Source organism: Mycetohabitans sp. B46, assembly GCF_037389205.1.
Lineage (GTDB): Bacteria > Pseudomonadota > Gammaproteobacteria > Burkholderiales > Burkholderiaceae > Mycetohabitans.
The window spans coordinates 178,706-203,108 of record NZ_JADBGL010000003.1 but is presented as its reverse complement, the minus strand read 5'-3'; the positions used below and the strand labels follow the sequence as shown (position 1 = coordinate 203,108).

Sequence of the window (24,403 nt, the reverse complement as noted above, 5' to 3'; positions counted from 1 at the left end):
ACCGAATTGTAAAGACCCAATCTGAGCCTGTGCAACAAAATTTTCAAATGACGAGATGATTTCTCATAATACGAGAAATTGCTGCAGTGCAACCCGAAAATCCGGCATCGGGCTGGATTCTATCGCTGCTTTGCCGCAAACAGCTCGCTTTGTGTTTTTGACCCTGCGCTACAATCTGCTCCATGTTGACCGAACGGCTTCTCGCTCGTGCAGCGCGGCCCGGGCCGACGCCGCCGCCCAACCGCTGGCACCATGGCCCGTGGTGGTCCAACTCTTACTTGCTCACGCCGCTCGTGTCGATCGTGGTGTTCCTGATCGTGATGAGCCTGATTCTATGGAGTCTGAACCGGCGCGAGCAACAGCAGCAAGAAGACACGCTGTATCGCAACGTCGCGTGGGCACAGCAGCAGATCCGTCTGTCAATGACGAGTACACAGGAGCACATTGCCGCCCTCGCCCGCGACATTGCCGCCGGTCATGGTGACGTGCGGACCTTTCAAGCGGTCGCCGGCGACATGATGCAAAGCCATCCGGAAATCATTTACATGAACTGGCTCGACGGCTCGCAAACGCCGCACTGGGCCAGCACCCCGGAGTCGCACGTCGGCTCACGGCTGGCCAAGCCAAACGATACGCAATTGGACGATGCGATCCGCGCTGCGTTCACTGAGGCACGTGCGTCGCGCCGGCAGATTTACTCGGCGCTGCTCTACGACGACTTACGCAATGGCTACGTGACGCTGCAAACGCCGATTTTTCGCGAGCGTGAGTTCCTCGGCACAGTGGCCGCCGTGTTCTCAGTCGAAGGCATGCTCAAGCACGACATTCCGGCCGAATTGTCCGCCAAGTACAAGATCTCAATGATCGATCTGGGCCACCGCGAGCTATCCACCACGTCCACCCGCCCGCGGCTGCCGCGCGATGCGTATTATGACCTGCCGCTCGATCCGCCGGGCCATGGCCTGGCGGTGCGCGTGTACTCGTATCCGCAACTGACCAACTTCACGAACAACACGCTGGTGTGGCTAGTCGCCGGCCTATCGTGCTTCGTGCTATGGAGCCTGTGGAGCTTATGGAAGCACACTCGGCAGCGCTTCGAGGCGCAACAGGCGCTGTACGCGGAGGCGTTCTTCCGGCGCGCAATGGAAAACTCGGTGCTGATCGGCATGCGCGTGCTCGACATGCAAGGACGCATCACGCACGTGAACCCGGCCTTTTGCCGGATGACCGGCTGGGACGAAAGCGACCTCGTGGGCAAGACCGCTCCATTCCCGTACTGGCCGCGCGAAGCCTGCGCGGAGATGCATCGGCAGCTCGACATGACGCTGCGCGGCAAGGCGCCATCGTCGGGATTCGAGTTGCGGGTGCGCCGCAAGGATGGCTCGATTTTTCACGCGCGGCTGTATGTATCACCGCTGATCGATAGCGCCGGGCGCCAGACCGGCTGGATGTCGTCGATGACCGACATCACCGAGCCCAAGCGCGCGCGCGAGGAGCTAGCCGCCGCCCATGAGCGTTTCACCACGGTACTTGAGTCGCTGGACGCGGCAGTCTCGGTGCTGGCAGCAGACCAGGCCGAACTGCTGTTCGCCAACCGCTACTATCGGCATCTGTTCGGTATCCGCCCGGACGGGCACCTGGAATTGGCAGGCTCCAGCTTCGATGCGGCAACCCAGGCGTCGAACGACTCAATCGACCTGGTCGATGCCTACGCCGGCCTGCCAGCCGCCGCGCTGACCGAAAGCACGTCGGACGCGCGCGAAATCTACGTGCAAAGCATCCAAAAGTGGTTCGAGGTGCGTCGGCAATACATCCAGTGGGTCGACGGCCATCTCGCGCAGATGCAAATCGCCACAGATATTACGCAGCGCAAGCAAGCGCAGGAACTGGCGCAGCAGCAAGACGAGAAGCTACAGTTCACCAGCCGCTTGATGACGATGGGCGAAATGGCCTCATCACTGGCGCACGAGTTGAACCAGCCGCTAGCGGCGATCAACAACTACGCATCGGGCACCGTTGCGCTGGTGAAGTCCGGCCGCGCGTCGCCAGAAACCCTGTTACCGGTGCTCGAGAAAACGTCACAGCAAGCGGTGCGCGCCGGCATGATCATCAAGCGCATTCGCGAATTCGTCAAACGCAGCGAACCGAAGCGTCAACGCACGAAGATCAGCGACATTATTGCGGACGCGGTCGGCCTGGCCGAGATCGAGATGCGCAAGCGGCACATCCGCATCGTCACCGACATGCGCGCGCGGCTACCGGTCATCAACGTCGATCCGGTACTCATTGAGCAAGTACTCGTGAACCTGCTGAAAAACGCTGCCGAGGCGATGGCTGACGCCCGTCCCAACGCGGTCGATCCAGTGATTCGCGTCGAGGTACACATCGTCGACGAGGGGCCGTGCGTGCGCATCAGCGTGGTTGACCAGGGACCCGGCGTGGATGAGGCTACCGCCGAGCGCCTGTTCGAGCCATTCTACAGCACCAAGTCCGACGGCATGGGGATGGGGCTGAACATCTGCCGCTCGATTATCGAGTCCCACCGGGGACGTCTGTGGGTCGTCAACAATGTCGAGCCCGACGGCCTCGTAACCGGCTGTACGTTTCATTTCACGTTGCCATTTGGCGAAACCGAAGAACCTACGCAGCATGGGCCCGCAGCGGCCGCGCCGCAAACTGTCACGAGGGATCTATGAGCAGCCCAGTCACCACACAACAGGAAACCGTCTTCGTCGTCGACGATGACGAGGCCGTGCGCGACTCGCTACGCTGGTTGCTCGAGGCCAACGGCTACCGTGTCCAGTGCTTCTCCAGCGCCGAGCAGTTTCTCGATGCTTACCAGCCGTCGCAGCTCGGCTGCTTGATTCTGGACGTGCGCATGTCCGGCATGAGCGGGCTCGAGCTACAGGAAAAGCTGATTGCCGAGAATGCAGCGCTGCCGATCATTTTCGTCACGGGCCACGGCGACGTGCCGATGGCCGTATCGACGATGAAGAAAGGCGCGATGGATTTCATCGAAAAGCCGTTTGATGAAGCCGAGTTGCGCCAGTTGGTCGAGCGCATGCTCGAGCGTGCCCGCACCGAGAACTCGACCGCGCAGCAGCAGCGCGCGGCCGCCGCACGCCTGTCCAAGCTGACCGCGCGCGAGCAACAAGTGCTCGAGCGCATCATCGCCGGGCGGCTGAACAAGCAGATTGCGGACGATCTCGGCATCTCAATCAAGACGGTCGAGGCGCACCGCGCGAACATCATGGAAAAGCTGAACGTGAACACGGTGGCTGACCTGCTGCGCCTGGCCCTGTCAAAAAAGCAGTAGCGGCGCGTCAAGCTACGAGGAGGCGCGCACGAAGCCAGGGGCTCATGACGGTATAATCAGCCCTTTTGGGCCGCGTGCCGCCGCTTGCCAGGCAAGCGCAGTGTAGCATGCGCCGTCCACCGCTTTGCGCTTCCCTAATCCGACTCACCACCTGCCATGACAGCCAGAATCATCGACGGCACCCTCCTTTCCAAACAGCTGCGCACCGAAGTGGCGCAACGTGCCGCCGCGCTTGCCACGCGCGGTTACCAGCCCGGCCTGGCCGTGGTGCTGGTTGGCGACAACGCGGCCAGCCAGGTCTACGTGCGTAACAAGATCAAGGCGTGCGAGGATAACGGCTTGCATTCGGTCTATGACCGCTATCCGGCTAGTCTCAGTGAAGCCGACCTGCTCGCCCGCATCGACACGCTGAACCGCGATCCGCAGATCCATGGGATTCTCGTGCAACTGCCGCTGCCGCCGCATATCGACGCGCACAAAGTTATCGAGGCGATCGCACCAGAAAAGGACGTCGATGGCTTCCATGTCGCCAATGCAGGCGCGTTAATGACCGGCAAGCCGCTGTTCCGCCCTTGCACGCCGTACGGCGTGATGAAAATGTTCGAAGCGGAGCGCATCGCGCTGACTGGCGCCAACGCGGTGGTGATCGGCCGCTCAAATATTGTCGGCAAGCCGATGGCGATGCTGCTGGTCGAGGCTGGCGCAACCGTGACGATTTGCCACAGCAAGACGCGGGATCTGGCAGCGCACACGCGTAGCGCGGACATCATCGTCGCGGCGACCGGCAAGCGCAATGTGCTGACGGCCGACATGGTCAAGCCCGGTGCGACCGTCATCGATGTCGGCATGAACCGCGACGACGAAGGCAAGCTATGCGGCGACGTGGATTTTGCCGGCGTTCGCGAGGTTGCCGGCTACATTACGCCGGTACCCGGTGGTGTCGGTCCAATGACGATCACGATGCTGCTGATCAACACAATCGAAGCGGCCGAACGCGCGGCCGGGTGACGGCGCATTCGTGCCGGATTGGGCATAATTGACCGGATTGACTGGAAACTGTCGTACGCGTCCCCAAATCATAGTGACAAGATGCGCGCGGCACTGCAGCTCGGTGCATCGCGCCGGGCCGCCATCCTTTAATATGACAGGAACATCATGGGTCAAACCGCTATTCCCAATCCATTGCTCGATTTCGCAGACCTGCCCCGCTTTGCCTCAATCCGGCCCGAGCATGTGACACCAGCGCTCGATGTGCTGCTCGAAGCCGCGAACGAGGCGGTACGACATGCCAGTGCGCCGCAGACGCCGGCCACCTGGGAAGCAGTGGTCGAACCGGTCGAGGCGGCCACCGAGCCGCTGTCGCGTGCGTGGGGCGTGATTGGCCATTTGAATGCCGTTGCCGACACACCGGCACTGCGTGAGGCACATGCGCAGAACCTGCCGCGCGTGACCGAATTTTGGTCCAATGTCGGCCAAAACCTTGCGTTGTACGAAAAATACAAGGCTATTGCGACCAGCAGCGCATATGCGCAGTTGAGCGACGCGCGCAAGAAGATCCTTAACAACGCGCTGCGCGATTTCCGTCTGTCCGGCGCCGAACTGCCAGAGCCTAGCAAGCCGCGCTTTGCGCAATTGCAAGAGCAGCAGGCCACGCTGTCCAAGGCGTTCTCTGACCATGTGCTCGACGCGACGAACGCGTACGCGTACTTCGTGACTGACGACGCACAGCTCGCGGGCCTGCCCGCGGACGCGATCGAGGCGGCGCGCCACGCAGCCGAAAAAGACGGCAAGCCGGGCTGGAAATTTACACTGCACTTCCCGTCGTACTTTCCGGTGCTGCAATACGCGGAACACCGCCCGATGCGCGAAGCGATGTACCGTGCATACGCGACCCGCGCGTCGGAACTCGGGCCCGACTACAGCAGCGGCCAGCCACAGTGGGATAACACCGCGAATATGACCGAGCAGCTGAAGCTGCGCGCGGAAGAAGCGTCGATGCTTGGCTACCAAAATTTTGCGCAAGTGTCGCTCGAGCCGAAGATGGCCGACTCCCCGGAGCAGGTCATTGCATTTCTCGATGACCTAGCGCGGCGCGCGCGGCCGTATGCGGAAAAAGACTGGGCACAATTACAAACATTCGCGGCCGACGAGCTGGGGCTTGCGCAGCTCGAGCCATGGGATGTCACCTACGCGTCCGAAAAGCTGCGGCAAAAGCGCTATGCGTTCTCCGAAAACGAAGTCAAGCAATATTTCCCGGAACGCACCGTGCTGCAAGGCCTATTTCGTGTCACCGAAGCCTTGTTCGACGTACTAATCAAGCCGGATGCAGCTGAAACGTGGCATCCGGACGTGCGGTTTTTCCGCGTCGAAAATCATGACGGCACGCTGCTCGCCCAGTTCTATCTAGATCTGTATGCCCGCGAGGACAAGCGTGGCGGCGCGTGGATGGACGATGCGCGCTCACGCCACCGACGCGCCGACGGCACACTGCAAACCCCGGTCGCCTATCTGACGTGCAACTTCTCGGCGCCGGTTGGGGACAAGCCGGCTTGCTTCACGCATGATGAAGTCATCACGTTATTCCATGAGTTCGGCCATGGATTGCACCATATGCTGACGCGAATCGATGAGCTGGGGGTGTCCGGCATCAATGGTGTCGAATGGGATGCGGTCGAGTTGCCGTCGCAGTTCATGGAGAACTTCTGCTGGGAGTGGGATGTGCTAACTGGCATGACATCGCACATGGACACCGGCGAGCCGCTACCGCGCGAGCTATTCGACAAGATGCTTGCGGCACGCAACTTCCAAAGCGGGCTCGCGACACTGCGGCAAATCGTCTTTTCGAAGTTCGACATGCTGCTGCACACGACGTACGATCCCGACGGCGAGCTGAGCGTCAACGTACTGGCTCGTCAGGTCAACGATAGCTGCCATGTCGTGCCACAAGCACCGTTTTCGCGATGGCCCAACACGTTCAGCCACGTGTTCGCGGGCGGCTATGCGGCAGGCTACTACAGCTACAAATGGGCCGAGGTTCTGTCAGCCGACGCCTATGCCGCGTTCGAGGAGGCAGCCAGGGCCAGCTCCGGTGGCAGCGTGCTCGATCGCGAAACCGGAGCACGCTACCGCGCGCAGATACTCGAGGTCGGCGGCAGCCGTTCCGCGATGGCGTCATTCAAGGCTTTCCGCGGCCGCGAGCCGAGTATCGATGCGCTGCTGCGGCACAATGGCATGACCGTGCAAGCCGATGCGGCATGACGCAGACAATGCGTGTCACCGATCCAGCTTGAAGTCGACCGATGCAGGGCGGCCGGGCAACGCCAGCGTCGCTTGCGCTGCGGGTTGCCGGCTGACCACCTGACCGCGCCGGATCACCGCGAGCCGCGCCGCCCTCAGACGGATCGCCTCGACAGGATCGCGTGCGTCGAGCCATACCAAGTCGGCATGGCAGCCGGGCTCAACGCCGTATCCTTCGAGGCCCAGAATCCGTGCCGGCGTCTGCGTAATGGCGGTAAAGCAAGCACGGCTTACCTCCACGCCGGTCATTTGGGCGACGTGCAGCGCCATATGCGCGACTTCCAGCATGTCGCCCGAACCGAGCCCATACCACGGATCCATCACGCAATCGTGACCAAACGCGACATCGATGCCGGCAGCCAGCATCTCCGGCACACGCGTCATGCCACGCCGTTTCGGATAAGTGTCCGCACGCCCCTGCAACGTGATATTGACCAGCGGGTTGGCAATCACGGCCACGCCGGCTTCGCGGATCAAGGGCAGCAGCTTGCTCACGTAGTCGTTATCCATCGAGTGCATCGACGTCAGATGTGAGCCGGCAACACGGCCTTGCAACCCAAGCCGGTGCGTTTCGGCGGCCAGCGTCTCGATATGGCGCGACATCGGGTCGTCCGATTCGTCACAATGCATATCCACTCGCACACCTTTTTGCGCCGCGAATTCGCACAATATTCGGATTGACTCGGCCCCATCGGCCATGGTCCGCTCGAAATGTGGGATACCGCCCACGACATCTACGCCTAGCGCGATCGCACGCTTTAAGTTGTCGAACGCGCCGGGACTGCGCAACAGACCATCCTGCGGAAACGCGACTAACTGAAGATCGAGGTACGGTGCGACGCGGCGCTTGACCTCGACGAGGGCTTCAACGGCCAGTAGCCTCGGATCGCTAACGTCCACGTGCGAGCGGATCGCCAGCAGTCCTCGCGCGACGGCCCAATCGCAGTATTGCAGCGCGCGCTCAAGCACTGCGTGCTGGGTGAGTGTCGGCTTCAGTTCACCCCAAAGCGCGATACCCTCGAGCAGCGTGCCCGACGCGTTGACCCGTGGCAGCCCATACGACAGTGTCGCGTCCATATGAAAATGCGCGTCAACGAACGGTGGCGTGACCAGGTTGCACTGCGCATCGATTTCGTGTGATGCGGTCGCCGCCAGCGCGGGCTCTACCGCGACAATACGCGCGCCGTTTATGCCGATGTCGATTTGCGTACGCCCGTCGGGCAACGATGCGTTACGGATAATCAAATCCATCCGAAGCTCCTCTGTGTCGGGGCGTTTTGACGTTGCATGTTGAACGCACACTCGGGACGTTTGCCATTCGGCGACTGAAACATCCCACATCCCATTGCGCGCGCAGTGCGGCAAGGAACATGCCATCATTCTATCAGCGACTTCATGGCCGGTTTTCTGATTTTCGTATTTGTATACCTCCAGTTCAGCTCCACGCTCACCGGCGACGCGCCACAGTGCATACGGCCTGCCGCGCAGATTCATGAACATTTCATTAAGGTGCTCCGTCGAGCCGGGCTTACCCCGTACGGCTTTCGTTGGCGAGGCAAGCTGCCCGCCGAATGGGTTGCACCAGCGCGTACCGACTCATACATCACCGTCACATCGCGCTCAAGCAGCAGTCCCTCAACGCAAACTTCTTAAAAGTTCATGCCTAGCCCATGGCATAACGCTTTTACTACCATTGACGTCCTCGTGAATGGCGTATCCATTCCTAGCACACGCAATCAACTCTTTTGCAAAAACACTGCTTCGATGTTGCCAGTTTTCCGCTGCATCACTTAAAAGTTCTTTATATTGGTTAATGTTTTCTTCAGTCGGATTTTGAGCGGCATTGTTATGCGCAGCGACAAGATGTTCAGGCACGTCAGTTAATAAGCGGAACATATGACCTCTATCAAACGCTCCCTGTATCCAACCTTGGTTGATTGAACCAGACCAATCTGAGAACGGGTTGATATTAAGGAATTCGCCTGCCGTTGGTTCTCGACCTGCGGTTCTATTCCGCTCTAGCCAGTTATTTACACCGTTTACCCTATCCCCTCTGCTCTCGCCTCCCAAGCGTCCCAGCACACGCACCGGCACATGTTGCCGTCGATCACTCGTTACCCACTCATCGATAGCTGCAGCACGCTTGTCGATTTCGCGCATCGCCGGGCTTGGACGAGCGGTTGCACCGAAATGCGAGGCAACGGCGTTTAGTGCTGTGTGTAGTTCATCGTAATACCGCTGCATCCGCGCAAAGGAACTGAGTTCTCCCTCCTGTTCATGTAAAATTCTTGCAATTTTAGCTTTTTGTTGCGCTTTTACTTTCATCGCTCGCTTTCTCATTGCCAGCCCCCATTGTTTCCGTGGTCAGTGATCATTACGCGCCCATAGCAGCCCCAGTCTCATAGGCTAACGCTTCCATAATTTCTCAGCCTTGTCAATGCCGTAATTCGCGTCTTGCGTTAAGCGTATAAGAAGATTTATTGGCTCAATGACTACGCAATTTGTCTGAAGTCACCGACATCGACAAAACGCGTTTATTTTTGCGCATCGAACACATTGGCCTAACCATAGCAGGGCCCCATCACCGTGAGTGCTTCACCAATCCGGGTAGCAAGTTGCGCAAATGGCATCGACGTTCTTATGTCTGCTGTCGCTTAACGAACTTGTCGCAGGGTTAGCACCGTTGCCATCCAAGAGACGTCTCAGGCCAAAGCAGCGGACTCAAGCTATCATAAGCAGCCTCCATCGTTTTCCCTACCACCTCCAAGGTGGATAGCTAGATGGGTAGCCAAATAGCCCACTACCCTTTCAACACAGCCGCAAAGCCAGCCCTGTCACGGTATTCACTCAAACATGAAAATCGCCACGTGGAACATCAATTCCCTCAAAGTCCGCTTGCAACACGTCATCGACTGGCTCGCCATGAGTCGTGTCGACGTATTGTGCTTACAGGAACTGAAGCTGCCCGACGACAAGTATCCGCGCGCGGCGCTCGAAGCAGCCGGCTACCGCAGCTGGTTTTCCGGTCAAAAGACCTATAACGGCGTCGCAATCCTCGTACGCGACGGTTTGCCGGTCGACGAAGCGGTCGTCATACGGAACATTCCCGGCTTTGACGACCTGCAGCAGCGCTTGATTGCCGCGACCATCGACGGCGTGCGCGTGGTCAGCGCTTACTTTCCCAATGGACAGGCGCCGGGCACTGACAAATTCGCGTACAAACTGTCATGGCTGGCCGCGCTACGTGAATGGGTCGCCGCCGACCTGCGTGCCCACCCGCAGTTCGCGCTAACGGGCGACTATAATATCGCGCCGGAAGATCGCGACGTGCACGACCCGCAAGCGTGGGCAGGACAGAACCTCGTGTCGCCCGAGGAGCGCGATGCCTTCCGATCGCTCGTCGAACTCGGGCTCGTCGATGCCTTTCGCTGCTTCGAGCAGCCTGACAAGTCGTTCTCGTGGTGGGACTACCGAATGTTGGCCTTTCGCCGTAACGCAGGTTTACGCATCGATCACATCCTGCTGTCGCCGTCGCTCGCCCAGTGCTGCAGCGCATGCGAGATCGACAAGACTCCGCGTCGCTGGGACCAGCCGTCGGACCATGCGCCAGTAATCGCGACGCTGGCGCGCTAAGCGGGCGGCGACCCGATCGCCGTCATGATTCCAAGCGCAGCGTCTGGATCTTGCGGGTGATCGTATTGCGTCCGATGCCAAGCCGCTCGGCAGCTTCGACCTTGCGGCCGCGCGTGAAGTCCAGCGCCTCGCGGATCACCGCGGCTTCGAAGCGGCGCGCCAGCCCGTCCATCAGCTCGGGCACGTTCTCGCGCAGCAGTCGCGCCACTTCGGTGCGCAAGCCAGCCTCCCAGGCACTGACATGAGACGATACCGGTGCCAGCGCGCCACGGGCGGGACCGCCCAGCGGCGTCACGCCGCTGTGCGCCGGTGCTGCGGCGCGGGCCTCGCCGGACGGGGACGCCGCTGCTGCGCCAGCGGCAACGCCGACAGCCTCGCCGATCAGTAGCCCTTTATCGGACACGGCATGCGTCGACGATTGCCGCTCTGCTACCAGCTCCGGCGGCAAGTCCTTGATCTCAATGGTCTGCGCGGGCGCCATCACGGTCAGCCAGTTGCACAAGTTCTCCAGTTGGCGCACGTTACCGGGAAACGGCAGTCGTGCCAGGTACGCCAGCGTCTCATCGGTGACGCGCTTGGACTCGACGCTCAGCTCACGGGCACTCTTTTGCAGGAAATGCCGCGTGAGCAGCGGGATGTCCTCGCTGCGCTCGCGCAACGGCGGCAGCCGCAACCGGATAACGTTGAGCCGATGATAGAGATCCTCGCGGAACACTCCCTGCCGCACCCGCATCTCCAGATTCTGATGCGTCGCCGCAATCACCCGCACGTTCGCCCGCAAAGGGCTGTGGCCGCCGACGCGGTAGAACTGCCCGTGCGAGAGCACGCGCAACAGTCGCGTCTGCAGATCGAACGGCATATCCCCGATTTCGTCCAGGAACAGTGTGCCGTTCTCGGCTTGCTCGAAGCGGCCCTGCCGCATCGCCTGCGCGCCAGTGAACGCCCCGCGCTCGTGCCCAAACAGTTCTGACTCGAGCAGCTCTTTCGGAATCGCCGCCGTGTTCAATGCGATAAACGGTCCATTGGCGCGCGGGCTGTGTCGATGCAGCGCATGGGCCACCAGTTCCTTGCCGGTCCCGGACTCGCCAGTGATCAGCACCGTCGCCACGGAATGAGACAACCGGCCGATCGCGCGGAACATGTCCTGCATCGCCGGGGCCTGCCCAAGCAGCTCCGGCGCTTCGGCGAGCCGGTCATCGTAGCCTGACTCGCCGCGCATGCTCTCGTCAACAGCGCGGCGGATCAATTCGACTGCCTTATCGACGTCGAACGGCTTGGCCAGATACTCGAACGCCCCGCCCTGAAAAGCCGCGACGGCGCTGTCCAGGTCCGAAAATGCCGTCATGATGATCACCGGCAACCCAGGCCACCGCTCGCGCACCGCATTGAGCAGTTCGAGTCCCGAGCCGCCCGGCATGCGAATGTCCGATACCAGCACCTGCGGCTGGTCCTGCTCGAATGCGGCCAACACGTCGCGCACATGGGTAAAGCTACGGGTCGCGAAGCGCTCGCGCGCTAGTGCCTTCTCGAGCACCCAGCGTATCGACTGATCGTCGTCAACTATCCAAATTGGCTTCATAGATTCCGGATTGGCTTCAAGTTTTATCGGGCGGTTTTCTTCAATATCTGCGTGCGCGCACCTGTCGCCTTCGATCATCGAGCCAGCGGCAACAGGATCTGAAATTCGGTATGGCCGGGACGGCTTTCCACTTCGATCAACCCTTCGTGCTGCTGCACAAAGGTCTGCGCGAGCGTGAGCCCAAGCCCGCTGCCATCCTCCCGTCCCGACACCAGCGGATAAAAGATTTGGTCACGGATCGCTTCCGGTATGCCGGGACCGTTGTCGGTTATCCGCAAGTCCAATGCCAATTTGCACAACCGCTTGGCGATCGTAACCTTGCGCGCGACGCGCGTGCGCAAGGCGATATGCGCGTCTCCTTGCGAGATGCGCTCTTTGAGCGCCTGCGTTGCGTTGCGCACGATGTTCAGCAATGCCTGGATCAGTTGCGCCTTGTCGCCGCGAAACTCCGGCACGCTCACGTCGTAGTCGCGCTCAATCGTCAGCCCCCAGGGAAACTCGGCCAGAATCACCGCGCGCACCCGTTCACAGACCTCGTGGATGTTCACGTCGCCGACGATGTGCGGATGTCGGTGTGGCTCCAAAAGCCGGTCCACTAGCGTCTGTAACCGGTCGGACTCCTTGATAATGACCTGCGTGTATTCGTGCAGGTCGTAGCGTGCCTCGCGCTCACCTAACTCGAACTCGAGCAACTGCGCCGCGCCGCGAATGCCGCCAAGCGGATTTTTAATCTCGTGCGCCAGATTGCGGATCAGTTGCTTGTTGACCGACGTCAGGTCATGGATGCGTTCTTCTCGATCGCTGCGCAATTGCTGGTCGTTGGCGAACAGCTCTAATAGTACGTAGTCCGGTGCTGCTTCAAGGTAGCCCACGATCACGTGCACGCGCAACGGCTCGCGCAGTTGGCGCTCCAGTGTGGCATCGAGGTGCGTCGTCTGGAACCGGTTGTCGGCAATCGCTGCGATGGTCGTCGCCAACTCATCGCCATTAGAGAACAGATCCGGCCACGTGGTCTGCTCCAGTTGCCGGCGCGACATCTCGAGCATCGACTCGGCCGATGGGTTCGCATACGCCACTCGCAACGTCCGCTTATCCAGCACCAGCACGACCATCGGCAGCGCGTCGAGCCCGGGCAGCAGCCCGGAGCAGGACAACGCCGAATCGTCCGGCGTATCGGATTGGCTTCGTTTCGCAACGTATCGCATTGGCTTCGTTTCGATTTGACCCGGTTCTTCAATACCCTCGGACCGATTCAATAAAAAAGGACAGCACAAGGCCGTCCCCATTTCCTGCCGGTCACCCGCGGGTGCGGGCGACAACGCGCATAGGCGTGCCGCACGGCCTGCCGGCTGCCGGCTGCCGGCTGCCGAACAGCATGCGCCATCGCTCAGAGCGAGTAGTACATCTCAAACTCGATCGGGTGCGTGGTTTGACGAAAGCGTTGCAACTCCTGCGTCTTCAGCTCAATGTACGCGTCCAGCATTGAATCCGTGAACACGCCGCCGCGCGTGAGAAACTCGCGATCGGCATCGAGCGCGTCCAGTGCGCTGTCCAGGTTCTCGCAGACGGTCGGAATCTTCGCGTCCTCCTCCGGCAGCAGGTCATACAGGTTCTTGTCGGCAGCCTCGCCTGGATGGATCTTGTTTTGCACGCCATCTAGGCCGGCCATCATCAGCGCCGAGAAGCACAGATACGGGTTGGCCATCGGATCCGGAAAGCGCGTCTCGATCCGGCGCCCCTTCGGGTTTGACACGTGCGGAATCCGAATCGACGCGGAACGATTGCGCGCCGAATACGCGAGCTTGACGGGTGCTTCGAAGTGCGGCACCAGCCGCTTATACGAGTTCGTGGTCGGGTTCGTGATCGCGTTCAGCGCACGGGCGTGCTTAATGACGCCACCGATGTAGAACAGCGCGAACTCGGACAGGCCCGCATAGCCGTTGCCTGCGAACAGGTTTTGACCATCCTTCCAAATCGACTGGTGCACGTGCATGCCGGAACCGTTGTCGCCCACCACCGGCTTGGGCATGAACGTCGCGGTCTTGCCGTACGTATGGGCCACGTTCTGCACGACGTACTTCAGGATCTGCGTCCAGTCAGCGCGTTGCACCAGGGTCGAGAACTTGGTGCCAATTTCGTTCTGGCCGGAACCCGCGACCTCGTGGTGATGCACTTCGACCGGCACGCCCAGCTGCTCGAGCAACAGGCACATCTCCGAGCGCATGTCCTGGAACGAATCGACCGGGGCAACCGGGAAATAGCCGCCCTTGACGCCCGGACGGTGACCGCTGTTGCCGTGCTCGAATGTCTGACCCGACGACCAGGCGGCCTCTTCGGAGCCGATCTTCACGAAACAGCCCGACATATCAATGTTCCACTGCACCGAATCAAAAATGAAGAATTCGGGCTCCGGGCCAAAAAACGCGGTATCACCCAGGCCCGTGCTCTTCAGGTACGCTTCGGCACGCTTGGCGAGCGAACGCGGGTCACGCTCATAGCCCTTGCCGTCCGACGGCTCGATCACGTCACAGGTGAGGACCAGCGTCGATTCCTCGTAGAACGGGTCGATATACGCGGTGTTCGGATCCGGCAGCAACAGCATATCCGACGCTTCAATTCCCTTCCAGCCGACAATCGAGGAACCGTCGAACGCGTGGCCAGCTTCGAACTTGTCCTCGTCGAACGCCGACACCGGCACCGACACGTGTTGCTCCTTGCCGCGGGTATCGGTGAAGCGAAAATCGACGAACTTGACGTCCTCGTCCTCGACGAGTTTGATGACGTCGGCCACGGTTTGAGTCATTCCTTTCTCCTGGTGAACAATGGGGACGATACCACCTCCCGATTCCGGCTGCTCAGTCATGCAACGGGATCGGGTCCGAACAAAGCACGCTTCATGCCAAATAAGGACGCAGGGATGCCGGCACACTCTATTGCAGTGCTGCTGCCCTACCACGATCGACGAGCAACGTATTACCTATCTTAGCCGCAGCACATTGTGCACAATATTAGTGCAATTTCAATGAGCGGTACGGAACAAGCATACAATCGGTGCAAAAAGTCGATAACGCACTCATGTCGTGCTCCATGCCGCTGCCTAGGCGGGTCATTCTACGACGACGCTAAAATAAACTATTGCGCTTTTTGGACACAGTGATGACTTCCCGTGACGCGATTTATGCAACAGCCGAGCAGCGCCGCGCGCAACACCAGTTGCAGTATGCCGGCGCGCTAGCGCCCGGTGAGGCATTCGAGCTGTTGGCACTCGAGCCGGGGGCCCGGCTGATTGACGTACGCACCCGCGCGGAACTGGATTGGGTCGGCCGCCCGGTCGTCGGGAATGGCCAGTACATCCATATCGAGTGGACGCGATACCCGGGTGGCGTTCCTAACCCAGCGTTCGTCGAGCAACTGTCGCAAGTGGCGATGCCGCATACGCCGATCCTGCTGTTGTGCCGCAGCGCCGCGCGCTCGAAGCTGGCCGCAGTGGCAGCGGCGAATGCGGGCTTCATGCACGCCTACGATATTCTGGAAGGTTTCGAGGGTGACAAGGACGCTCGAGGCCACCGTAAGACGGTCGGCGGCTGGTGTTTCCACGGCCTGCCCTGGGTAGGCGCCTAAAAGCTCTAGCTTGCTGCAATGCCGCACACCCGTTGCGGTTGCCGCAGGCGGTAAGCGCGGTGTAACGTTCCGAAAAAGGTCGCTGGACTGACACGGTCGACGCACGTAGGATTGGGTACAGTTTTCGACCCTTGACATGATACGGCCAGCGAGTGCTGCGCGGTACAGCCCGCCGCCCGGGCATGCACGTACAGTTCATTCAGCGCGTACCACTCGTTCACTCAACCGCACGATGATGTACCGACAAACCAGGTACCGAACCACGTCGGCTCGTCGTCGCAGCCCTTCCCTACCATCACGTCCCAACGATTGGCTCGACCATGCAAAAAGACGAACCACAACACGCCCGATCATCCGATGCAGCGGCGCGCGCCGTTTCGCGCCGCACCCGCATGCTACGGCTGACCACGGGGCTCGTCGCTGTCGTCGTCGTGCTGCTTTGGTGGCATCCTTGGCAACGTGATGTCATGCGCGGCACGGCGGGCACCCATGCCAGCGGCGCAGTCGCGGGCAGTGCCGGCAAGCCGCTTGGCGCGCCGCGTGGCAGCCATGGCGGCGGCGCGTTCGCAGACATGCCACAGCCGGTCAAGGTCGCGACCGTAGCTCATGGCGAGATGCCGATCGTGATCAATGCGCTGGGCACCGTGACACCGCTCGCGACGGTGACCGTGCGCACGCAGTTGAATGGCACGCTAATGTCGGTCAATTTCCAGGAAGGCCAACTTGTCAAGCGCGGCGATGTACTTGCACAAATCGATCCACGCCCCTACGAAATTTCACTGCGCAACGCCGAAGGGCAACTGGCAAAGAACCAGGCGCTGCTGCGACAGGCGGTGTCGGACCTGAACGCATACCAGGCGTTGCTCAAGCAGGATTCGATCTCGCGCCAGCAGGTCAACACGCAGGCCTCGCTCGTCGAGCAGTACCGCGGCCAGGTAAAGTCGGACCAGGCGACGATCGATACGTACAAGCTGGACCTGACCTACGCGCGGATCATCGCGCCGGTGACTGGCCGAGTGGGACTGCGTCAGGTGGATCCGGGCAACTACGTGACCACCAGCGATACAAGCGGCATTGTCGTGATCACGCAGATGCAGCCCATGAGCGTCGTGTTCACCACGTCCGAGGACAACCTACAAGCGATCCTTAAGCAATGGACCGCCGGCGCCAAGATGTCCGCGACCGCATACGACCGCACCAACAGCCGGCCGCTGGAAACCGGCGAGCTGCACACCATCGACAACCAGATCGATACGGCCACCGGCACCGTGAAGCTACGCGCAGTGTTCCGGAACGCGGGGCAGGCGTTGTTCCCGAATCAGTTCGTCAACGTGCGGCTACGCGTGAACACGATCCGCAACGCGACCATCGTACCGACTTCCGCGGTGCTCAATGGCTCAATGGGAACATTTGTCTATGTGGTCAAAGCCGACAACACCGTCACCGTGCGCCCGGTGAAGACAGGCCCAGTCGATGGCGAGCGCACCAGCATCGTCTCCGGCCTGGCGATGGGAGAGCGTGTGGTCATCGATGGCTCGGACCGGCTGCGGGAAGGCGCCAAGATCACGATTCCGGCCACGGTCGCCAGTGGCGGCTCGGCCGCGTCCGCAGGCCAAGCCGCACGTGACGCATATGGCGCGCGCCACGCGTCGGCCGCACACGGCCACGCGCGTCAACCGCAGCCTTGATTCCGGCCGGGGTCTGCCCCGGCGCCGTGCTCCCGGACCATTCGACGCATGAATCCATCCCGCCTCTTTATTCTCCGCCCGGTCGGCACAGCCCTGCTGATGGCCGCCATCATGCTGGTCGGCCTCGTGTCGCTGCGGTTCCTACCGCTGTCCGCGCTGCCGGAAGTCGACTATCCGACGATTCAAGTGCAGACTTTTTATCCGGGTGCCAGCCCCGAGGTGATGACCTCGTCGGTGACCGCGCCGCTGGAGCGCCAGTTCGGCCAGATGCCGGGGCTGAACCAGATGTCGTCGCAAAGCTCGGCAGGCGCATCGGTGATCACACTGCAGTTCTCGCTGGACTTGCCGTTGGACATCGCGGAGCAGGAAGTGCAGGCGGCCATCAACGCGGCAGGCAACCTGCTGCCGTCCGACCTGCCAGCACCGCCGATCTACGCCAAGGTCAATCCGGCCGACGCCCCCATTCTCACGCTGGCGATCACCTCTAAGACGCTGCCGTTGACCCAGGTGCAGGACCTGGTCAATACGCGGCTCGCGCAGAAAATCTCGCAAGTGGGCGGCGTCGGACGGGTGAGCCTGAGCGGTGGACAGCGGCCCGCGATCCGCATCCAGGCCAACCCGCGCGCGCTCGCGGCGTACGGCCTGAATCTAGACGATCTGCGCACCACGATTTCAAACCTGAACGTCAACACCCCAAAAGGCAACTTTGACGGTCCGACGCGTGCCTACACAATCAATGCCAACGACCAGTTGACCGATGCCAGTGCGTATCACAGCGCGGTAGTCGCCTACAAGAACGGCCGCCCGGTGATACTGACCGACGTCGCGCAGATCGTCTCCGGTCCGGAAAACACGAGGCTGGGCGCGTGGGTCGATACCGAACCGGCGATCATCCTAAATGTGCAACGGCAGCCAGGCGCTAACGTGATCCAGGTGGTCAACAATATCAAGGCGCTGCTGCCGCAGTTGCAGCAAAGCCTGCCCGCGTCGGTCGAGACCCGCGTGTTGACCGATCGCACCACGACGATCCGCGCGTCGGTGCGCGACGTGCAGTTCGAGCTGGCGGTGGCGGTCGTGCTCGTGGTGCTGGTGATGTACCTGTTCCTCGGCAGTTGGCAGGCGACCGTGATTCCCAGCCTGTCCGTGCCACTGTCGCTGATCGGCACGCTGGCGGTGATGTACCTGTACGGATTTTCGCTGGACAATCTGTCCTTGATGGCGCTGACCATCGCCACCGGCTTCGTCGTCGACGACGCGATCGTGATGATCGAGAACATCACGCGCTACGTCGAGGAAGGCGACACGCCGTTGCAAGCCGCGCTGAAGGGCTCCAAGCAAATCGGCTTTACGATCATTTCGCTGACCGTGTCGTTGCTCGCGGTGCTGATTCCGCTACTGTTCATGGGTGACGTCGTCGGCCGGCTGTTCCACGAGTTTGCGATCACGCTTGCCGTGACGATCGTGTTCTCGGCGGTGGTGTCGCTCACGCTCGTGCCGATGCTGTGCGCCAAGCTGCTCCGGCACAGCCCGCCGAAGGAAAGCGGCCGCTTCGAGGCCCGGGCCCGGGCGTTCTTCGACGCGGTGATCGCCGCCTACGCAAGGATGCTTTCGCGGGTGCTCGATCACCAGCCGCTCACGCTGCTCGTTGCGCTGCTCACGCTGGTGCTCACGATTGTGCTCTACATCGTGGCGCCGAAGGGCTTTTTCCCGACGCAGGACACCGGCATCATCCAGGGCATCACGCAAGCCTCGCAAAGTGTGTCGTACGCGGCCATGGCCGAGCACCAGCAAGCGCTCGCCGCCGAAATCCTGAAGGACCCGGATGTCCGGAGCCTGTCTTCGTTCATCGGCGTAGACGGCACCAATCTCACGCTGAACAGCGGCCGTTTGCTGATCAATCTGAAGCCGTTCGACGAACGCAGCCGCGACGCGCAGCAGATCATCCGCTCGTTGCAGCAGCGCGTCGCGCAGGTACCCGGCATCTCGCTGTACATGCAGCCGGTGCAGGACCTGACGATTGATTCAACGGTCAGCGCGGCGCAATACCAATTCATGTTGACCGACGCGAACGCTCAAGCGTTCGCCGACTGGGTGCCGAAGTTCATCAAGCGGCTCAAGCAGGCACCGGAGTTGACCGATGTCGCCAGCGACTTGCAGCAAAACGGGCTCTCGACCTATATCGAGATCGATCGCAGTACCGCCGCGCGCTTCGGCATCACGCCGGCGACGGTCAACAACGCGCTGTATGACGCCTTCGGGCAGCGCATCATCTCGACCATCTTCACCCAATCGAGTCAGTATCGCGTGATCCTGGAGGCGGACCCGAAAATGCACGCGTCCCCGGATGCACTGGGCACGATCTACCTGCCCTCGGCCACCGCGCCTGGCGCCCAGGTCCCGCTGTCAGCCATTGCAACCTTCCATCAGCAAAGCGCGCCGCTGCTGATTTCGCACTTGGGCCAGTTCCCGTCCACCACCATCTCGTTCAACCTCGCGCCGGGCGAATCGCTCGGCGCAGCGGTGCAGGCCATCGAGCAAGCAAAGGACGACATCGGCCTGCCGCCCTCGTTCCAGATCCGCTATCAAGGCGCAGCACTGGCGTTCCAGGCATCGCTGTCCAATCAGGTATTCTTAATCCTGGCCGCGATCGTCACGATGTACATCGTCCTTGGCGTGCTGTACGAGAGCTTCGTTCATCCGATCACAATCCTGTCGACGCTGCCCTCCGCCGGCGTCGGCGCGCTGCTCGCCTTGATCGTCACCGGACATGACTTGGATATCATCGGCATCATCGGCATCGTGTTGCTGATCGGCATCGTCAAGAAGAACGCGATCATGATGATCGACTTCGCGCTCGAAGCGCAGCGAGAACAGGGCAAGTGCCCTCGCGACGCGATCTACCAGGCCTGCCTGCTGCGCTTGCGGCCGATCCTGATGACGACCATGGCGGCACTGCTCGGTGCGCTGCCGCTGATGCTGGGCACCGGCTCCGGTCACGAGTTGCGCCATCCGCTGGGCATCGCGATCACCGGCGGGCTCATCGTCAGCCAATTGCTGACACTGTTCACAACGCCGGTGATTTACCTGGGCTTTGACCGACTCGCCTCGGCGCTACGTGAACGCTTGTCGCGCGATGCCAGTGGCGAAGGCAGCAGACCATGAACCTTTCCCGCCCTTTCATCGCGCGCCCTGTTGCCACCACGTTGCTAGCCGTCGGCATCGTACTGGCCGGGCTATTTGCTTTCGTGAAGCTGCCGGTGGCGCCCTTGCCGCAGGTGGACTTTCCAACCATCTCGGTGCTGGCGACGCTGCCCGGCGCCAGCCCGCAAACCGTCGCCACCAGCGTGGCCAGCCCGCTCGAGCGACATCTAGGCGCCATTGCGGACGTCACCGAGATGACATCGACGAGCGGCATCGGCAATACGCGGATCGTGCTGCAATTCGGGTTGAACCGTGACATCGACGGGGCGGCTCGCGACGTGCAGGCCGCGATCAACGCCGCGCGGGCGGACCTGCCGGCCAGCCTGCGGCAAAATCCGACCTACTATAAGGTCAACCCGGCTGACGCGCCGATCCTCGTCCTTGCGCTGACGTCGAAAACGATGACGGCCGGACAGATATATGACGCAGCGTCGACCGTGCTGCAGCAGGCGCTGTCGCAAATCGACGGCGTCGGCGAGGTCAGCGTAAGCGGCGCGGCCAATCCGGCCGTGCGCGTCGAGGTCAATCCGACCGTGCTGTTCCACTACGGGATCGGACTGGAAAACATCCGCACCGCGCTCGCGTCGGCCAATGCGAACAGCCCGAAAGGCGCAATCGAGGCCGGCCGCCGGCACTGGCAGCTATACACGAACGACCAGGCGCGGCGTGCCGACCAATACCGTGACCTGGTGATTGCTTACCGCAATGGCGCCGCGGTGCGGCTTTCTGACGTCGCGCAGGTCGTCGATTCAGTCGAAGACCTGCGCACCATGGGCATGATGAACGGTGAACGGGCAGTGCTCGTCATCCTGTACCGGCAGCCCGACGCCAACATCATCGAGACGGTCAACCGCGTCAAGGCAAGGCTGCCTCAGCTACGTGCGGCGCTGCCCGCGGCGATCGATGTGACGCCGACCGCCGACCGCACGGTGACGATCCGTGCTTCCCTGCGAGACACTGAGCGCACACTGTTAATTGCGGTGATCCTGGTGGTAATGGTCGTGTTCCTGTTCTTGCGCAACTGGCGTGCAACGCTGATCCCCAGCGTTGCGGTGCCCGTATCGATCATCGGTACGTTTGCCGGCATGTACCTGCTCGACTATTCGATCGACAACTTGTCGCTGATGGCGTTGACGATCGCCACCGGCTTCGTCGTCGACGATGCGATCGTCGTGCTCGAGAACATCTCGCGACACATTGAGGCCGGCATGCCGCGCAGGCGCGCAGCCATCGTTGGCGCGCGCGAAGTCGGCTTCACGGTATTGTCGATCAGCGTATCGCTGGTCGCGGTGTTCCTGCCGATTCTGTTGATGGGCGGCATCGTTGGTCGTCTGTTTCGCGAGTTTGCTGTCACGCTGTCACTGGCGATCTTCGTGTCGCTGCTCGTGTCGCTGACGCTCACGCCAATGCTGTGTTCCAGACTGCTCATGCCCACCACCGACGGGCGCGGCGAAGGCCGGCTCGCACGCTGGCTCGAAGCCGGCTTCGCCCGCTTGCAGCGCGGCTATGAGCGCTCGCTCGGCTGGGCGCTAGACCACGCGTTGCTGGTAGTGGCCATACTGGTCGCCACGATCGGCTTAAACGTGTACCTGTACACGATCGTGCCAAAGGGCTTCTTTCCGCAACAGGACACCGGCCGACTCGTCGGCGGAATTCGGGCGGACCAGAGCACGTCATTCCAATCGATGCGGGTGAAATTCTCGCAGATGATGGACATCGTCAAGCGCAACCCGGCAGTGGACTCCGCAGTCGGCTTCACCGGCGGGCGTCAGACTAACACGGGTTTCATGTTCATCTCGCTGAAGCCGCTCGCCGAGCGCAGCGTGTCCGCGGATCAGGTCATCGAGCAACTGCGCGCGCCGCTGGCCGAGGTCGCCGGCGCCAGAACGTTCTTGCAAGCGGTGCAGGATATCCGCGTGGGTGGAAGACAATCGAACGCGCAGTATCAGTTCACGCTGCTCGGCGATTCGACCGCTCAGCTATACAAATGGGCGCCGATCTTAACCGAGGCGCTGCAAAAGCGGCCTGAGCTTGCCGATGTGAATTCGGACCAGCAGCAAGGCGGCCTGGAGGCGAACGTGATCATCGATCGGCCGACCGCTGCACGCTATGGCATCACCCCTGCGCAGATCGACAATACGCTGTATGACGCCTTCGGCCAGCGGCAGGTGTCGACGATCTACAATGCGCTGAACCAGTATCACGTCGTGATGGAAGTGGCGCCCCGCTATTGGCAGAGCCCCGACATCCTAAAGGACATCTTCATTAGTCAGTCCGGCGGCAGCGCATCGGGCACCGCGAGCACCAACGCGACGGCCGGGACCGTCACCCGCGCATCGGGCGCGAAAAAGACGGAAACGATGATCCCGTTGTCGGCCATCGCGCGCTTCAGCCTGGGCAATACGCCGCTGGCGGTGAGCCACCAGAACCAATTCGCCGCGACGACGATCTCCTTCAATCTGCCGGTGGGCACCTCACTGTCGGACGCGACCACCGCGATCTACCAAACCATGGCCGACATCGGCATGCCCGGCACCCTTCACGGCAGTTTCTCCGGCACGGCACACGCCTTCCAGCAAGCGTTGTCGAACCAGCCGCTATTGATCGTCGCGGCGCTCGCCGCGGTCTACATCGTGCTGGGCATGCTGTACGAGAGCTACATCCATCCGCTGACGATCTTGTCCACGTTGCCGTCGGCCGGCGTCGGCGCGCTACTAGCGTTGCTGCTGTTCCATACCGAGTTCAGCATCATTGCACTGATTGGCGTGATTCTGCTGATCGGTATCGTAAAGAAGAATGCAATTATGATGGTGGACGTCGCGATCGATGCCGCGCGCACCAGCATGAGTTCGCGCGAGGCCATCCGTCAGGCCTGCTTGCTGCGCTTCAGGCCGATCATGATGACCACCTGCGCCGCACTGCTCGGCGCATTGCCGCTCGCATTCGGCCACGGCGAAGGACACGAGATGCGCGCGCCGCTGGGCATCTCCATTGTCGGCGGACTGATTGTCAGCCAATTGCTGACGCTCTATACGACGCCAGTGGTTTACCTCTACATGGACCGGCTTCGTACCTGGTGGGGCGCGCGGCACGGCGGTGAGCACGTCCCGCCGCGCCACGTGTTCGGGGGTGACGAGTAGCGCTGCTGGGAACTTGCTGCGGCACTGGCTGACCGAGAATCGGCTTAATGTCTCGATATTGTCGTTTGATAGGCCGACCACGGTCGCACCCTGCGTGCGGTACCGGTCGAATCGCGTCGGCAAACTCGTGCGCCTCGATCGTACAACCGATCGTGCTCTATGGACCGGGCGATGGAAACATCGTTGCGCGGCGACGGCGTCGCCCCCCTTCGAAGCAGGTAGAATACGGCCCCCGCATCGAGTGCGTTCGCGTGCACGCGCAGCTTGCGCCTCGCCCGATGCATGCGTTCTCCTTGCTTCAACTGCATATCTCCATGGCCAAACTTTTGACAGACCAGGAATTCCATCGCTTCAACGAATTGCAACAGAAACAAACGGCATTCACGATTTCGAGCGACGAGGCCGATGAACTACGCGATATTGTCGCGCGCGCCCAACAGCGTCGGGACGATCGTGCACAAGCGATGCAGACGCTTGAGAGCCACATCCGCACGTTCAACATCACACCCGACGAACTCTTCTCTCCGGAGCAGATCGCCGAGGCGGCGCGCGCCTTCGGCCTGATTCCGTTGGCCAAGAAGCCGCGCAAGGGTACAGACGCCAAGCCGGCCGAGCCCAAGGCAAGCGCCGTGGCAGCAGCGCGTTCTGTCGCGGCACCAACGGGTCCTGTGGCGGCGCCGGCGGGTTCTGCCTCGACGCCAGCGGGCTCTGTCGTGGCGCCAGCGGGTTCTATCTCGACGCCAGCAGACTCCGTGGCGGTGCCGGCGGATCCTATCTCGACGGCGGCGGGCTCCGTCGCAACGCCAGCGCTCGCGCTCGACTCCTCGCACAAGTCGATACTGCCTAGCGCCGGCACAGACGCACACACGGCCGCCAACCATGCGGACTCGGCCTGTGCGCCAGGCGCCGAAACCTAAATCTAAACCTG

14 protein-coding genes and 2 pseudogenes are annotated in these 24,403 nt (G+C 61.5%); 10 read left to right on the top strand and 6 right to left on the bottom strand.

Features of this window, described 5'->3' with window-relative positions; genetic code table 11:
* Positions 1–182 precede the first annotated feature (182 nt).
* The 4 genes from fixL (at position 183) to IHE30_RS04940 (ending at position 6,574) form a co-directional block, all read left to right on the top strand.
* Positions 183–2,696 carry an oxygen sensor histidine kinase FixL gene (gene fixL / locus IHE30_RS04955; RefSeq protein ID WP_337689304.1) on the top strand — a complete coding sequence of 838 codons (2,514 nt, stop codon included), beginning with the start codon at positions 183–185 and terminating at the stop codon, positions 2,694–2,696.
* On the top strand, positions 2,693–3,316 hold the full coding sequence (fixJ, locus tag IHE30_RS04950; protein ID WP_337689303.1) for an oxygen response regulator transcription factor FixJ: 624 nt from the start codon (positions 2,693–2,695) through the stop codon (positions 3,314–3,316). Before fixL ends, fixJ begins: the two co-directional genes overlap by 4 nt.
* Positions 3,317–3,472: 156 nt before the next feature.
* Positions 3,473–4,324, top strand: a complete 852-nt coding sequence (gene folD, locus IHE30_RS04945) for a bifunctional methylenetetrahydrofolate dehydrogenase/methenyltetrahydrofolate cyclohydrolase FolD (RefSeq protein WP_337689302.1) — start codon at positions 3,473–3,475, stop codon at positions 4,322–4,324.
* 147 nt (positions 4,325–4,471) lie between these two features.
* Positions 4,472–6,574 (top strand): M3 family metallopeptidase, encoded by a 2,103-nt coding sequence (locus IHE30_RS04940; RefSeq protein WP_337689301.1) that lies wholly within the window; start codon positions 4,472–4,474, stop codon positions 6,572–6,574.
* 15 nt (positions 6,575–6,589) lie between these two features.
* Here the strand turns inward: IHE30_RS04940 and IHE30_RS04935 are convergent, their stop codons facing one another.
* Both IHE30_RS04935 and IHE30_RS04930 read right to left on the bottom strand, forming a co-directional pair.
* Positions 6,590–7,864: an amidohydrolase family protein gene (locus tag IHE30_RS04935; RefSeq protein ID WP_337689300.1), complete on the bottom strand. Its 1,275-nt coding sequence runs from the start codon at positions 7,862–7,864 to the stop codon at positions 6,590–6,592.
* A gap of 384 nt (positions 7,865–8,248) precedes the next feature.
* Positions 8,249–8,938, bottom strand: a complete 690-nt coding sequence (locus IHE30_RS04930; RefSeq protein ID WP_337689299.1) for a hypothetical protein — start codon at positions 8,936–8,938, stop codon at positions 8,249–8,251.
* Positions 8,939–9,466: 528 nt separating this feature from the next.
* Between IHE30_RS04930 and xth the strand changes: the two genes are divergently transcribed.
* Positions 9,467–10,246, top strand: coding sequence for an exodeoxyribonuclease III (gene xth, locus IHE30_RS04925; protein WP_337689298.1), 780 nt, complete (start codon positions 9,467–9,469; stop codon positions 10,244–10,246).
* A gap of 22 nt (positions 10,247–10,268) precedes the next feature.
* On the opposite strand, the gene ntrC is transcribed toward xth, so the two are convergent.
* The 3 genes from ntrC to glnA form a co-directional block, all read right to left on the bottom strand.
* Positions 10,269–11,825 (bottom strand): nitrogen regulation protein NR(I), encoded by a 1,557-nt coding sequence (ntrC, locus tag IHE30_RS04920; protein ID WP_337689297.1) that lies wholly within the window; start codon positions 11,823–11,825, stop codon positions 10,269–10,271.
* Positions 11,826–11,899: 74 nt separating this feature from the next.
* Positions 11,900–13,030, bottom strand: a complete 1,131-nt coding sequence (glnL, locus tag IHE30_RS04915) for a nitrogen regulation protein NR(II) (protein ID WP_337689296.1) — start codon at positions 13,028–13,030, stop codon at positions 11,900–11,902.
* 182 nt (positions 13,031–13,212) lie between these two features.
* Complete coding sequence (gene glnA, locus IHE30_RS04910; RefSeq protein ID WP_337689295.1) at positions 13,213–14,628, bottom strand: type I glutamate--ammonia ligase; 1,416 nt, start codon at positions 14,626–14,628, stop codon at positions 13,213–13,215.
* Between the two features lie 353 nt (positions 14,629–14,981).
* Here glnA and IHE30_RS04905 point away from each other — a divergent pair, with 353 nt between their 5' ends.
* From IHE30_RS04905 to IHE30_RS04890, 4 genes are all read left to right on the top strand, one after another.
* Entirely contained in the window at positions 14,982–15,446 is a 465-nt protein-coding gene (locus IHE30_RS04905) for a rhodanese-like domain-containing protein (protein WP_337689294.1), read from the top strand.
* A gap of 320 nt (positions 15,447–15,766) precedes the next feature.
* Entirely contained in the window at positions 15,767–17,134 is a 1,368-nt protein-coding gene (locus IHE30_RS04900) for an MdtA/MuxA family multidrug efflux RND transporter periplasmic adaptor subunit (RefSeq protein ID WP_337689293.1), read from the top strand.
* Positions 17,135–17,182: 48 nt separating this feature from the next.
* Positions 17,183–20,296 (top strand): MdtB/MuxB family multidrug efflux RND transporter permease subunit, encoded by a 3,114-nt coding sequence (locus tag IHE30_RS04895; protein WP_337689292.1) that lies wholly within the window; start codon positions 17,183–17,185, stop codon positions 20,294–20,296.
* A complete protein-coding gene (locus tag IHE30_RS04890) occupies positions 20,293–23,475 on the top strand; it encodes an efflux RND transporter permease subunit (protein WP_337689291.1) in 3,183 nt (1,060 codons plus the stop codon). Before IHE30_RS04895 ends, IHE30_RS04890 begins: the two co-directional genes overlap by 4 nt.
* Here the strand turns inward: IHE30_RS04890 and IHE30_RS04885 are convergent.
* Positions 23,476–23,629 (bottom strand): annotated as a pseudogene (locus tag IHE30_RS04885) (redoxin domain-containing protein); the annotation flags it as partial.
* Between the two features lie 160 nt (positions 23,630–23,789).
* Here IHE30_RS04885 and IHE30_RS04880 point away from each other — a divergent pair.
* Positions 23,790–24,062: pseudogene (locus IHE30_RS04880) on the top strand (hypothetical protein); the annotation flags it as partial.
* Positions 24,063–24,403 lie beyond the last annotated feature (341 nt).